Below are 13,629 nucleotides of genomic sequence, written 5' to 3' on the forward strand. Positions count from 1 at the left end.
GGAGGATGCTATGAATACGTCCAAGCGTCGTATTGCCGTGTCGGCGGCGGTTTCTTTGGTGGCGCTCGCCGCTGCGGTTCCGGCCTGGGGCCAGGAGGCCGCCTCTCCGGCTGCCGCGCCCAGCTATGGCGACGAAATCGTCGTCACGGCGAACAAGCGTGAGCAGTCGATCAACGATGTCGGCCTTTCGATCACCGCCGAGACCGGCGAGGATCTGCTGAACCGCGGCATCAACTCGCCCACCGATCTGGGCAAAATCGTTCCCGGTCTCACGGTCCAGCCTTCGCCGTTCAACACACCTGTCTACACGCTGCGCGGCATCGGTTTCTACGAGACCACGCTGTCCGCCGCGCCTACGGTCGCGGTCTATACCGACGAAGTCGCGCTGCCGTTCAGTGCGACGACGCGCGGCGTGGCCTTCGACGTCCAGCGCGTCGAGGTCCTGAAAGGGCCGCAGGGCACGCTGTTCGGCCAGAACACCACCGGCGGTGCGATCAACTACATCGCGAACAAGCCGACCGACCAGTTCGACGCTGGCGCCGATCTCAGCTTCGGTCGTTTCAATACGCTCGACGGCCAGGCATTCGTCAGCGGGCCGATTACCGACGGAGTCAAGGCACGTCTCGCGGTCCGCGGAGTCCACGGCGACGAGTGGCAGAAGAGCTTCACGCGCAACGACAAGCTCGGCCGCACGCGGCAGCTGCAGGGCCGCTTCCAGCTCGAGATCGATCCCGGCAGCAATTTCCGCCTGCTGCTCAACGCCAACGGCTGGATTGACAAGGGCGACACCCAGGCGGCGCAGATCGTCGAGGATACCTGCCGCCTATCGACTGCGGGTACCTGCGGTAGCCCGGCGGCTCTGGCTTTCAAGGCTTATCCGCGCGCGCCAAACGACGCCCGTGCGGCCGACTGGGGCTACGGCATCTTCGGGCGCCGGCCCAAGCGCGACGATCAGTTCTGGCAGGTCAGCGCCCGCGCCGACCTCGATCTCAGCGACAAACTGACGCTGACCTCGATCACCGCCTATTCGGACTACAAGACCGACTCGGTCCAGGATTTCGACGGCACGACGCTATTCTCGGTCGACACCAACACCACCGGCTTCATCAAGGACTTCTCGCAGGAACTGCGGCTCTCGGCGCGGCTCGACAATCTCAACATCATCGTCGGCGGCAATTACAATCGCGCGCGCACCTTCGATCGCCTTTTCTACAATTTCAGCGAGGGTCCCTCGTCCGATCCGCTGTTCGCGATCCCCGGCGCTCCGAAGGGCGAACTGACGTTCAACTACTCGCGACAGAATGTCACGACCTATGCCGCGTTCGGCAACGTCGAGTTCCAGGTCAGCCCCAATCTCACCCTGCTCGGCGGTGCCCGCTACACGAAGAGCAAGCGCAGTTTCGAGGGCTGCACGAACGACTTCGGCGGCGACACGGCGATCTGGTGGAACGCGCTGTTCGGAACCAACGTCCAGCCGGGCGGATGTCTGACTTTTACGGCCAATTTCCCGGTTATCTTCGACCCGGCCGCTTTCGACCAGCTCAACGAGGACAACGTCGCCTGGAACGTCGGCGTCAACTACAAGACAGACAACGACATCCTGCTCTATGCGCGGGTCAGCCGCGGCTACAAGTCGGGCAGCTTCCCGACCGCCTCGGTCGCCAGCTATACCGGCTACACGCCGGTCAAGCAGGAATCGGTGACGGCTTACGAAGCCGGCATCAAGGCGCCCTTCGCCAATCGTGCGGTCGAGATCGCCGCGGCGGGCTTCTACTACGACTATACCGACAAGCAGCTCCGCGGCCGCAAGCCCGATCCGGTCTTCGGCACGCTCGACGGGCTCGTTCAGATCCCCAAGAGCCGCGTCTACGGCATCGAGGCCCAAATCAACGTGCGGCCGCTAGATGGTCTGACCCTGTCCGCCGGCGGCACTTACATCAACACCAAGATCAACCAGTTCGAAGGTTACGACGCGCTCGGTGTGCTGCGCAACTTCGCCGGGCAGAAGTTCCCCTATGCGCCCGATATCACCGCCATCGGTGACATCGAGTACGAGTGGGCGGTGGGTGATACGTCGAAGGCCTATGCCGGCGCCTCGGTCACCTACAACAGCCAGACCACTACCGCCCTGGCGAACACCAATACCCAGTTCGTGGACCGCGACGCGCGCTTCATCGTCAAGGAATATGCGCTGCTCGACCTGCGCGCCGGCGTGCGCTTGCGTGACGACAAGATCCGCATCGGTGGCTACGTCCGCAACGTAACCAACACGTTCTACTGGACCAATGTCCAAGACAACCTCGCGTCGATCTCCCGCTTCGCCGGCATGCCGCGTACTTACGGTGTGCAGTTGAGCTGGCGTTACTGAGCTCTCCCGACTGCCCCGGCCTTCGGGTCGGGGCATTTTTATGTTTGATGAAATCGTACTACAATATAGTTTGAGTCCTGCCCGCGCGGGAGTCGCGGTGCCGGGACGGGAGAGGTCCAAATGGCAACCCAGTTCATCGAGCCTGCGGGCATGGCTTCCGCGCCACCTTCCGATCGCCTGATCGGCACGATCCCGGCGATACCCGAGCGGCGGCGTGCGCATGGACCGCTGACCGCCTATCGCCTGCGCCGCTTCTATGCCGGCCTCGCGATCCTGTTCCTGCTCGGCATCGCGCCCGTCGTCCTGGGCATGAGCGCACAGTGGAAGGCCTTCGGCCTCGGCGTGCTGCTGCCGGGCGGCGGCTTCCTCTTTGCCGGCGGGCTGGTCGGCGGGATCGGCGCCATGCTCTCGATCGTCGCCTTCGCCGTGATCATGTTCATCTGGTGGGCGCGTGGCGTGATTCTGGGGCCGCCCGCGGTGCTCGTCGGTACGGCCTTGCTCTCAGCCGCCTGGATCGAAGGACGCGAAGGCGTGGCGGCGATGGAGTATGCCGTTCCCGCGGCGCTCCTGGCGCTGCACGGCTACCTCGCGCTGCGCCGGCGCAGCCGCTTTGCGACGCAGCGCGCACGCGGCATGGAGCTCAACGGAATCTTGGCACGGACCGAACCGATCCTGCGCGAGACGCCGGTCGAAGCCTCGCCCGAGATGCCTGACGGCCAGATCCGGGAATATCGCCGGATGCTCGATCTCGCGCTGCAACCGGTCGATACCTGGAAGGGCTTCGCCACCGACGACACCTGGCAGGATGGCGCGCTACGCTATCAGGTCTGCACGATGTCGTGGAACCTGGCCTTTGGCCAGTACACGCAGCTGCCCGCGTTTCATGGCTATCTCAACCAGGCGCAGGAAAACCTGATCCGCAAGCACATCGACCGTAAGACCTGGAACTATTGGTTCTGGGAAAGCCTTTGGGGCAACTTTCGGATCGAGAAGAACCCAGTCACGACCGACAACATCATGCTCTCGGGCTTCCTTGGCGTATCGCTCGGGCTGTTCGAGACCGCCAGTGGCACTTCGCCTTTCGCCGCGCCTGGATCGCTGACCTTCCGCTGGGACGAGAAGACTGCGTTTCCCTACGACCACACGGCCCTGCTCGAGGAGGTGGTCAAGAATTACCAGCGCTACGATCTCGGCTGGTTCCCCTGTGAGCCGCGCTGGATCTACTCGATGTGCAACCTCGTCGGCCATACCGCGCTGGCGCTCCACGACGCGCGCCACGGCAGCGACATGGTTGGCCGCGTCGGCGGGCGGTTCGAGCAGACCATGGAAGAGGAAATGATGATGGCCGATGGCCGCATCAAGGTCTGCACGTCTACGCCTTTCGGCTTCGAAGTTCCAAGCCTGTCGGGCCTGTTCGGCGAGACCTGGGGAATCCGCTTTCTCACGCCGCACGCGCCCGACCAGGCCGAGCGCCTGTGGCAGGTGCTCAAGCAGGACTTCATCAAGCGCCGGCCCGATGGTTCGCTCGAATTCAAGCTGCTGCCGCTCGGTTGGGACACGCGCAAGCCCGCCAATTTCTCGTTCGAGCAGTGGCCCGAGCTCAATCCGCTGACGATGGTGCTGTGGTCGGCGGTGGAGATGGGCGACGATGAGATCGTCTCTGCGACGCGACAGACGATCGACGAAATGTACAGCCCAGGCATGGCCGATGCCCTGACCTGGACGCGCCGTAACACGGTTCGCGACATGGTCACCAAGGGGCTGCCCGAGGCCTGGAGTAAGGGGCCGCTGCTGGCCGAGGCGGTCTATCCCGAAACGATCGTGACGCGCGCGGTCAGCGACGGCCGCGCGCTGAGCCTGGTCCTGCGTGCAGGCGAAGGGCCCAAGCGCGTCAAGCTGGGCTTCGCGCGCCTGGTGCCTGAGCGCGGCTATCGCGTGGTCCAGACCGGCCAGCGCGTGACCGCCGACGCGCTCGGCAAGGCTGCGCTCGACTTCAATCTCGACAGCCGCAGCGAACTCGACCTCGTGCCGGAGAGCTGAACCATGGCCTGCTGCATCCTCGCGACCCTGCTCCTCGCCCATATCGTGGCACTGCTGCGGCGCTGGGGCATGTTCTGGGGGATCGTCCAGGTTCCGGCCGACGTCGAGTTCGACACGGCCTATGCGCGGTTGCGCCGCTGGCTCGCGCTGCCGCGCGTGCGCCTGGCCGTGGCGGCGCTGCTGGTTGTCGAGATGGCCGCCTTCGGCAGCTGGCTCTATGTCGCGCACGGTAATCATCTCTACCGGATCGGCGATCAGGCCATTGGTCAATTGCGCGGGCAGACGATAGTCTATGCCGACGTTTGCGGCAGCAAGGGCACGCGCAGCGTCCGCCTCGTGCTGCGCGGAGACGATAGGCCGATGAGGATCTTGACGTGAACGGTGAACTCGCGGGACGGACCGCGCTCGTCACGGGCAGTTCGCGCGGCATTGGCTTGGCGGTTGCGCAGCTTTTCGCCGAACAGGGCGCCGATCTGGTCCTCGTCGCGCGCAATCGCGAGCGCCTCGAAGCAGCTGCGAAGAAAATCGCGGACACCATCGGTCGCCGGCCGGCGCTGGTGTTCGGCGATATCACCTCGGCCGAAACCGCCGAGCGCGCCGTCGTCGAAGCGCTGTCCAAATTCGGCCGGCTGGACGTGCTCGCCAACGTCGCCGGCTGGTATCCGACTGCGCGTATCGAAGAGACGCAGGACGGCGATTTCCGTGAGACGATCGACAGCAATCTCTACGCTACTTTCGCGATGTGCCGCGCGGCCCTTCCGACCTTGCGCGAAAGCCAAGGCAGCGTGGTGAACATGTCGTCGACCGCGGCGCGGTTCCCGACGCCGGGTCTGGCTGCATACAGCGCGAGCAAGGCAGGGATCGAAGGATTTAGCCGCGCCATGGCCGCCGAGGCGGCGCCCGACGTCCGGGTCAACGTGGTTTCGGCCGGGCCGACTCTGACTGACTCGGTGCGCGCCTTGATGCTCAGCGACACGACGGGCGCCGTGGCGGCGGTGACTGCGCAATTGCCGCTTGGGCGTCTCGCCGAGCCGCGTGAGATCGCCGAGGTGTTCCTGTTTCTCGCCTCCCCGCGCGCGACCGTCATCACCGGGCAGGTGATCCAGGCCAATTGCGGCGGTCACATGGCCTGACGACTGCCGTGCTTTTGAGGACAGACTCTTGACCGCGGATTTCCTTTACGACCGGCATGCCCGGCATCTCGCCCGACTTGCTTCGAGCGCCCGCCGGCGCCGCCTGATCCCCGAGGTCGGGGTTGATTTCGCTTCGAACGACTATCTCGGGCTCGGCCGCTCGGGTCTGCTGGCCGAAGCTGCACGCGCGGCGCTCGACCGCGGCGTCCCGGTCGGCTCAGGCGGATCGCGCCTGTTGCGCGGCAACTGCCCCGAGCACGAGGCGCTTGAGGCCGAGGCCGCGGCCTTCTTCGGCAGCGAGTCCGCGCTGTGGTTCGCCACCGGCTATGCCGCCAATTCGGCGCTGCTCTCGACCCTGCCCCAGCGCGGCGACCTCGTCGTCTACGACGAACTGGTCCACGCCTCTGCACACGAGGGCATGAAGCTCGGCCGCGCCGAGACCGTCGCAGTACGCCACAACCAGGTCGACGCCTTCGACCATGCAATCCGCCGCTGGCGCGCCGAAGGCGGCATGGGCACGCCTTGGCTCGCGGTCGAAAGCCTCTATTCGATGGACGGCGATCAGGCGCCGCTCGCCGCGCTGATCGAGGTCGCCGACCGCCACGACGGCGTGCTGCTGATCGACGAAGCCCATGCTACCGGCGTGTTCGGCCGCGACGGCCGCGGGCTTGCCGATACGATCTCGGATCGCGAGAACCTGATCACCCTGCGCACCTGCGGCAAGGCGCTCGGCGCCGAGGGCGCGCTGGTCTGCGGCTCAGCCGTGGTCACCGACTTCCTCGTCAACCGCGGCCGCGGCTTCATCTTCTCGACCGCACCCTCGCCGCTGATGGCCGCCGTCGTGCGCGCCGCGCTGGGTCTCGTGCGCGATCGGCCCGACCTGCGCGAAGCGCTGTGGACGCGCGTGCGCCAGGCCGAGACCCTGCTTGCGCCGCTCGGCGCCGCAGTGGCAGGCTCGCAAATCTTGCCGCTGATCGTCGGTCCCGACGACCGCACGATGGAACTGGCCGGTGCGCTCCAGGCCGCGGGCTACGACGTGCGCGGCATCCGCCCGCCGACGGTCCCCAACGGGACCGCCCGGCTGCGCATCTCGATCACCAACAATGCGGCGCTCGCCGACATCGAGGGTCTGGCCGCCGTGCTCGCGGAAGCCACGGCCAAGGCATGAGCCGCTACGTCGTTACCGGGACCGACACCGGCGTCGGCAAGACCCTGGTCGCCGCCGGCCTCGCCGGCCACCTGCGCGCGCGCTACTGGAAGCCAGTCCAGGCCGGGCTCGACGAGGAGAGCGACAGCGAAGCGGTCCACCGGCTGACCGAAGGCCGCGCCGAAGTCCTGCCCGAGACCTGGCGGCTGAACACCGCCTGCTCGCCGCACGAGGCCGCACGGATCGACGGGGTGCGGATCGATCCCGCGGCGCTGGTACTGCCCGAAGGCGACGGCCCGCTGATCGTCGAGGGCGCGGGCGGCGTGCTCGTCCCGGTCAACGACGAGACGCTCTACGTCGATCTCTTCGCGCAATGGGGCCTGCCGGTGATCCTCGTCGCGCGGACGGTACTCGGCACGATCAACCACAGCCTGCTCTCGCTCGAAGCGCTGCGCAGCCGCGGCGTGGCGGTGGCGGGTATTGTCTTCTCCGGATACGAAAATTTGGCAAGTGAGGCCGCCATCGTGCGTTTCGGCCAGGTTCGTCACCTCGGCCGCTTGCCGCACCTCGATCCAGTTACCCCCGCGTCGCTGGCCGATTCCGTGACAGACCAGATCCATATCGATGTGATTGGATCATAGGGCTGTCTCCGCCAACAAACCGGACGTTCGACGCCAGATTTCCGATCCCCGAAAGCCGCCGTGCATTCATGTAGGTGGCGCACCGATGGGATTGACCGTCCCTGGGACTTTTCGGCCGTTCGGTGGCCAAGTGTTGAACGGCAGATGTGTCCAGAAGCCGACGTTCGGCGCTTATCCGACCTGCACCGCAGTTGGCGGAGATTGGGCCGGTTGCCGACAGGTGGCTTCCAGCTCACAAAAAAAAGATAGTTGCCGGTTGCCGTTGCCCCCCTTCGGCGCTGGAGGCATTCATTCAGGGCGTTTCTTCGTGATCACGGCCGGCACACAACATATCCGAACGCGTTCATATCGGTGCATGCCGAGAAGACGCTCATCAGCAGCTGATAGAGCTGAATGAAGTAGGGATCAGGGTGACCGCCAGCCCGGATCTCGCTAAGGGCTTCCTCCACCGCGCCCTTGCTGAGCGAGGAAATAACGATCATGGCGCGTCGTATGGCGTCGGGGGCCGCTCGCGCCTGCTCAAAGGCCTCGGCGAGCAACTCCTGATCGCCTCGGATGACCCTCGGAATAGCGGTGTGAACGCCGCCTCCACTGATGTAACTGTTTCCCCAGCCATTGATCTTACCACCCATCGCCGTGGCGGGGAGCATCATGCGTTCGAGATTCTTCTGGGCTTGGCTGACGGACACATGGAAGGGACTGGCGCCGAGGGAGAGGGGCCCGTGCTTGCCGTGGTAGAAGCTGATGCGCGGCGGGCTGGCCTCATTGTCGAGACCAATGAAGTCAGCCCACTCGTCGCCGAGATCGTCGCAGACGAGAATTCCGTCTCCGTGGGCGACGCTGGCTACGACGACGCCAAATGTGGAATCCTCGTCGAAACTCGTGTGACCTTGCGTGAACGTCCCCTTCTCGTCGGTGACATTATCGAGGTCCGCGTTCGTGACGAGGTAACGCAGCAGCACGTCGCCCCCCTCGGCCATCGCGCCGTCGCGGAACAAGTTCCCGCCTATATAGCCGAGAGCAGGGTCGCTGAAGAGAATGATATAGCCATTCTCCTTGTCGATATAGCGGCGCAGCGAAAGCCGGTTGGGATCGGCGCCGAGCGGATAGTCCGTCTGCTCGACGGACACGTCGGAAGCTAGAGGAAGGTCCAGCTTGCGCAGCCCGATACCGGATTTGTTGAGCGCGATCGCGCCGACTGGATCTTGCGGCGCCCCCGGACGTGACAGCGAACACAGCTTTCCCGCGACATCTCCAATTTCAAGCACTTGGCCAAGTTCGTCGAGAACGCTGTCGACCTCAACGTTGGAAAGCTGGAGAAGGTTGCCTTCCTCGAAGCGAACGAGGCGAATCAGCCGTGCGTCGTGAATGGCTCCAGCCAAGCTGGCAACGTCGACAGCAAACGCCGCCGGCCTTGCCGTCTCAAGAGCTTCCTCGAGGTCCACCGCACGCGCGAATGTACGAATGAAATCGTTCCTGGCCGGTTCCGCGTCGAGCAGTTCCTCGATCACGGATACCGCATAGTCGACCAACTCAAGATGGCCTATCCGCTCCGAGCGCAAAGCGATGCGTCCCGTGCTCGGGGTCGTCCTGTAATGGTCCTGGCCCGCGCGCAGTGCGTAACCGAGCGGCGCATAGCGGTTCGCTCCGGATGGGCCGACGACCGCTTTTAGATCGTTCGCCTCATAACTTTTCGTCCGCATGGCGAAGCCGGAGACGGAAAGGTTTCGAAGCCGCACCTTCTCGAAGATCGCGTCCTGTCGAGCGATGGCGGCGTCCACGCGCTCGGCCGATACCCGGCCGAGATAGCGCGTCCCGAAAGCATTGGGCAGGTTGAGACGAGACTTGAAGATCGCCGCATGGCCGCGATGTTCGACGAGGAGCAGGAAGCCCCACACCCTTTCGTCAGCCCCCGCGTCATCGGCGAGGAATGCCGGCTTTTGCTCATAGGAGAAGCAGATCGCGGACCAGACGGCCGGACCATGCTCCACGCGCCGGTGTGCGAAAAAATTATGCGAGGGTTCCGCATGGGACGCCCTTATCGACGTGAAAAGGCCGTTGATGGCGGCAAGGCTAAGGGGTTTCTTCAACCGGTGGAAGTTGGCCGTCTTAGCAGCCCGAAGATGCTCGATCATGCTCCCCCCTTTGACCTGGCCCTTGCTCAAAATCCCCGGGTTGCTACTAGGCCTATACCCGGTCATCCTAATGACGTCTGTCGGCACCGAGAAGCGGAGACCTGTACCGGCTCGGTTCGAAGTCCGCCGACGAGTTGACGCTTCGACGTCCCTGCCGGCGGATCAGTCGTATGGCCTCGGTTTAAGACAATGACCGATCGAGAAGTCGATCTTCGTATCATCGCTTCTGATAACCCAGAAGCATCTCCTCGAAAACTGTGGTACGTCTTCCGGCGGTGTGTTGACTTCGAAACCCGCGATGCCGGTTCCGGCTTTTTCCTCAAACTGATCATGACGCCGGAGTAGTGCGCACAGATCGGTCGCGTCTTCGGCGCTGACGCAGTCACCGATGTTGTACCGGTTTAGCATAGCCGTGAAGAACGCCGTTGCGTCCCCAGCCTTTTCAAACGATCGCGTGGTGAGAGTAATCCGCCGTGTCTTTCCCATTCTGACCTCCTAGTAGGGAAATAAAAATGTTGGTTCGCGGTGTCTACTGAGGCAGCGTGGGGCCGTGCGTCCGATAACGGGCGCCGGGTGGTCAATCTGCCCCCGCGGCCGGCAATGGCGGTGGCTCGCCTAGTAACTTCTCGCGTAACTCCCGCACTATGATAATGGGTATTCCCGCGCTTTCCAACGCGTCGCCGTTGGTACGCATCCAATTGCGGCATGCGTCTTGGTCGAGGTCATCCATCGCCATCACCTCGTACAGCGCGACGGCGCTCATCCTGGAGAGACCCAGTTCCATCAGTGAGAGAAGCGTCTGCGTGGAGATGCCGAACTCGAGTGCCAGACCTATGTCGAAGCGGTCGTGAAGAAGATCGGTACGCCCGATGTTCTCCAGATGAACCCTCAGAACGTCCACGTAGGCGGCGATGTACTTTGGTGCGGCAAACCGCGCAGTCTGCTCGACCATTTCCATTGTTTGCCGGCAGACCTTCGGGATGTTGACGGCCTTTCCGCTCCGTCGAAGGTTCTCGATGCGCATCTTAATCATACGGGCGAGTGACCAACCTCGGAGCCATCGCTGAACGGTTACTGCGTGACCGTAGATCAGTTCATCCGGCTTAAAGGCTGGGTAGAGGTGGTTGTTGATCGTCTGCATCACGAACATCATGGAAGCTACCGCCTCGTCGTCCTCTGTGGCCGCCGGGACGAGATCCTCGGCTTCGCCCGGATGCCGCTCGAAGAACTCAAGGAGGGACTGCATCGCGATAGCGCTCACGCCAGGATGCCGCGCGCTCAGCTTCGAAGGCAGGCGAATAACCTTGCATAGATCGGCGAGCGCCTTGTCCAAATCCGCGACGAAGCTCGGATCGTGCCGCTTCGCGAATGCGGCATCGGCAACGGAGCCAGCTCGCAGGAACGTCGAGATCAAATAGGACGAGACCTGTTCGAGCTTGGAGCCGCGGCCGACTTCGCCCATCGACATGCCCGCGCGTTCATCAAGGAAGCCGAGCAGCTCTTCGGGCTTCTCCATAACAAGGTCCGTTTCACGCTTAATCTCGTAACGCGCGCGCTTGGGCACACCGTGTGGCCACGCTTCTTCGTCGTGTGGGTCGATGCAGATGATCTTGCCTTGGAACTCATCACCCCATCGACCCGCCCGACCGGCCAAGTTCCAGAAGTCGTGCCCCAGCATGTGCTTGCCGCTTCCCTTTCTTGGACCGCGGAGCACGATCATCCGACACGAGAGGTTGACGCCCTCGATGAGGGTCGACGTGCACACGAGGAAGCGTATCTTGCCAGACTTGAAGAGCCGCTCGATTTCCGATCGCAACAGCGACGGCATATTGCCGTAGTGGAACGCGACACCCCGCTCGACGAGGGGCGCCAGGAGGTAACCCGGATGCACCCCCTTCCGCGAGAGATCCGCAAGGGCCGCTAGTTCTGGATCGATGGCTTCACGAACCGTTCCCTGGTTCAGCAGAAACGCAATCTTCTCTGCTTCGTCGGGACCGTTGGCGTATATCAAGGTGCCTGACCGGTGACCCGTCAGGGCCTCAGCGATGAAGGCTATCCTCTTTCGGAGCCCGATCGGACGGTCGGTCAAGCTCAGGATTCCGACGCTCTCAAGCTCGTCACCGCGTCGGATAGCGAGATCGTACTTCGTGGTCTGTCGCTTGACCTGCTGCGCGAAGAGCACGTTTTGAAGAACCGTCGGCGCATCACTGTCGACCACTCGGCGATCCGCTGATGCCGGCGCGTCATCCAGCAGTGTGTGGGGGTTCTGTGTCGCCGGGCTGATGAAGACTGCCCGAACATTGGGACTTGCCCGCGTCACGCGCTCGATCGCATCCTGCAGGATCACACCGCGCTTGGTGTCGCCAATCTTGTGAGCCTCGTCAACGATCAGCAGGTCGATCTCCATCTCATCCGATAGCGCATTGGCAAAAAGGTGCAGTCGCTCTTGCGTGAAGACCGCGACCAGCGGAGGTCCGCCGTTCCGCATCGCCAAGTATTCGTCCGTCAGTGGGAGCGAGCTAACTCGAATCTGACCGGCGCCGAAGCTTGCGCTTGCTAGCAAGTTCCTGAGGTTCGTCTCAGTCTCGCTGACGAGCGCGCGGGTCGGCGCGAGGTATACGACCATCCGGGCGCGTTTCGCCCGCATTTGGTCTAGCAGCCACTGCTGCACCAGATACGTCTTCCCGCACGCGGTCGGCGCCGACGCGGACATCCAACCGTGTTCGTCCTGCGAACCTCTCCAAAAAGACCGCTGGAAGACGTTGACCTCCAAGAGTCCGCCATCGGCCTCAAGCACCACCGAGTTCATTAGACGGTTTCGCGTCAGCTCCAGCCGCGCGCCGACGCCCAGACGGGCATCGAGATCCACTCCGACCTCACCTCTCCTTTGCGCAAGCCCGACCGCTAGCTTGTTGGAAAGCTGCTCGAACAGCAGCGCCGCAGCATCTCGCGTCGGGCCGCGTTGCGCCAACGTGATCGATGAAGTCGCGATCAGGAGCGCCGCCTCACGCGGCGGCCGAGCTTCGGAGCGCGCCAGTATGCTGCCGGCGAGGAGAAGTCGATTCCAGTCGACCCCGCCCAGAGCCTCTGCGACGGCTCCCACCGGCTGGACGTTCTCAAGTTCCTGTAGCGCGTTGATCCTAGACAGTAGTGCGAGATCGCTCGCCACACCCTCGGCGAGGAGCCACTCAATGAGCTCATCCTCGGTCACTTCGCCAATCCCAGGGAGTCGAGCACAGCCAAGCGGAAGGCCTCGGCATCAGGAAGCGGCAGGCAGAGAAACTCGATCTGGCAGTCGGTGAGTTCCTCGAGGATCAGTCGATTCCCTACGTTCTCAGCCCACTTCTTGAGCGCTTCCCTTGAGGCGTCGATAACGTCGTTCGCGCCACATTTTCCGCCAGCGGCCGGATAGGCTCCGCTATCGAAGCCAACCAGCGCGACCGCACGATATCGCTTCCTTTTCACGAGCGGATCGCTCTCGTCGAAGAACCGGCGCAGCGAGGCATTGAGGTCCGGATTCCCGAGGTCGGCCCGCTCGCTCAACAACACGAGGTCCCGTTCGCGTTTGGCCGCCTCCCCCTCCTCCTCGTCGAGAAATGGCTTCAACGAGCTAAGGCATTCTCGAATTGCCCTGGCTGGGTCGGAGTGGATCTTGGATTCCCCCCAGTAAAGGTTCAGCACCCCGTCTTCGTCCACGTCCGCGTATACGCCATCTGCGCCATGGTAGTGCACCTGCGCACTTGTCTTAAGCGACATCTTGCAGAGGATCTGCGGTAAATTAAGGAAACGTTCGGCGAGTAGGTAGAGGAGCAGCTCCCCGCCTTCGCCGGACGTTTTCAGATCGGTAAACGTACCCAACGCGCGGTGATAGAGTTCGATCGTGGCGGCGGAACCGCCTTCCCGATTGTCTCGCTCCTTCGCGCGTTGGCGCGCCTCGTGCGGGATCGCATAGTCGATCACCGCTGAGCGCATGAATTCGGCGAGCCGAACTGGGCTCACTCGTCCATTTGCGTCCACTCTCAAGCAGTGGCAGTGAATGCGGACCTTACAGCCCTCAACTTCAATATCGCGCTCAACCAGGTCAAGGTGGACCGCGAGAGTGTTGGGCTTAGAGGCGATCGCCTGCTCGAAGTCTGTTAGCGAAAGCGGAGCTAGCGCATTCGTG

10 protein-coding genes are annotated in these 13,629 nt (G+C 63.4%); 6 read left to right on the plus strand and 4 right to left on the minus strand.

The genetic code is table 11. The annotated features are described in order from the left end of the window. The first annotated feature begins 10 nt into the window (after positions 1 to 10). The 6 genes from WG901_RS19755 (at position 11) to bioD (ending at position 7,329) form a co-directional block, all read left to right on the plus strand. Positions 11 to 2,368 carry a TonB-dependent receptor gene (locus WG901_RS19755; RefSeq protein WP_339588834.1) on the plus strand — a complete coding sequence of 786 codons (2,358 nt, stop codon included), beginning with the start codon at positions 11 to 13 and terminating at the stop codon, positions 2,366 to 2,368. Between the two features lie 120 nt (positions 2,369 to 2,488). Continuing rightward, positions 2,489 to 4,408 carry a linalool dehydratase/isomerase domain-containing protein gene (locus WG901_RS19760; RefSeq protein ID WP_339588835.1) on the plus strand — a complete coding sequence of 640 codons (1,920 nt, stop codon included), beginning with the start codon at positions 2,489 to 2,491 and terminating at the stop codon, positions 4,406 to 4,408. A gap of 3 nt (positions 4,409 to 4,411) precedes the next feature. Continuing rightward, complete coding sequence (locus tag WG901_RS19765) at positions 4,412 to 4,786, plus strand: hypothetical protein (RefSeq protein ID WP_339588836.1); 375 nt, start codon at positions 4,412 to 4,414, stop codon at positions 4,784 to 4,786. Beyond that, the gene (locus tag WG901_RS19770; protein ID WP_339588837.1) at positions 4,783 to 5,541 is read left to right on the plus strand and encodes an SDR family NAD(P)-dependent oxidoreductase; all 759 of its coding nucleotides are present in this window, start codon (positions 4,783 to 4,785) and stop codon (positions 5,539 to 5,541) included. Before WG901_RS19765 ends, WG901_RS19770 begins: the two co-directional genes overlap by 4 nt. 28 nt (positions 5,542 to 5,569) lie before the next feature. After that, positions 5,570 to 6,709: an 8-amino-7-oxononanoate synthase gene (locus WG901_RS19775; RefSeq protein WP_339588838.1), complete on the plus strand. Its 1,140-nt coding sequence runs from the start codon at positions 5,570 to 5,572 to the stop codon at positions 6,707 to 6,709. Continuing rightward, complete coding sequence (gene bioD, locus WG901_RS19780; protein WP_339588839.1) at positions 6,706 to 7,329, plus strand: dethiobiotin synthase; 624 nt, start codon at positions 6,706 to 6,708, stop codon at positions 7,327 to 7,329. Before WG901_RS19775 ends, bioD begins: the two co-directional genes overlap by 4 nt. Positions 7,330 to 7,640: 311 nt before the next feature. Here bioD and WG901_RS19785 read toward each other — a convergent pair whose 3' ends face one another. The 4 genes from WG901_RS19785 to WG901_RS19800 all read right to left on the minus strand — a co-directional run. Next, positions 7,641 to 9,464 (minus strand): hypothetical protein, encoded by a 1,824-nt coding sequence (locus tag WG901_RS19785; protein ID WP_339588840.1) that lies wholly within the window; start codon positions 9,462 to 9,464, stop codon positions 7,641 to 7,643. Positions 9,465 to 9,626: 162 nt separating this feature from the next. Continuing rightward, positions 9,627 to 9,950: a DCL family protein gene (locus tag WG901_RS19790; protein ID WP_339588841.1), complete on the minus strand. Its 324-nt coding sequence runs from the start codon at positions 9,948 to 9,950 to the stop codon at positions 9,627 to 9,629. A gap of 91 nt (positions 9,951 to 10,041) precedes the next feature. Continuing rightward, positions 10,042 to 12,675 carry a DEAD/DEAH box helicase gene (locus WG901_RS19795; RefSeq protein ID WP_339588842.1) on the minus strand — a complete coding sequence of 878 codons (2,634 nt, stop codon included), beginning with the start codon at positions 12,673 to 12,675 and terminating at the stop codon, positions 10,042 to 10,044. Next, positions 12,672 to 13,629, minus strand: a 958-nt coding sequence (locus tag WG901_RS19800) for a HamA C-terminal domain-containing protein (protein ID WP_339588843.1), incomplete at its 5' end; no start/stop codon positions are given. The genes WG901_RS19800 and WG901_RS19795, both read right to left, overlap by 4 nt.

Origin of the sequence: Novosphingobium anseongense, assembly GCF_037482895.1 — a bacterium.
In the GTDB taxonomy this organism is placed as follows: domain Bacteria; phylum Pseudomonadota; class Alphaproteobacteria; order Sphingomonadales; family Sphingomonadaceae; genus Novosphingobium; species Novosphingobium anseongense.

Coding starts and splice junctions, on each gene's coding strand:
- WG901_RS19755 (WP_339588834.1), top strand. CDS start 11: ATGAATACGTCCAAGCGTCGTATTGCCGTGTCGGCGGCGGTTTCTTTG.
- WG901_RS19760 (WP_339588835.1), top strand. CDS start 2,489: ATGGCAACCCAGTTCATCGAGCCTGCGGGCATGGCTTCCGCGCCACCT.
- WG901_RS19765 (WP_339588836.1), top strand. CDS start 4,412: ATGGCCTGCTGCATCCTCGCGACCCTGCTCCTCGCCCATATCGTGGCA.
- bioD (WP_339588839.1), top strand. CDS start 6,706: ATGAGCCGCTACGTCGTTACCGGGACCGACACCGGCGTCGGCAAGACC.
- WG901_RS19785 (WP_339588840.1), bottom strand. CDS start 9,464: ATGATCGAGCATCTTCGGGCTGCTAAGACGGCCAACTTCCACCGGTTG.
- WG901_RS19790 (WP_339588841.1), bottom strand. CDS start 9,950: ATGGGAAAGACACGGCGGATTACTCTCACCACGCGATCGTTTGAAAAG.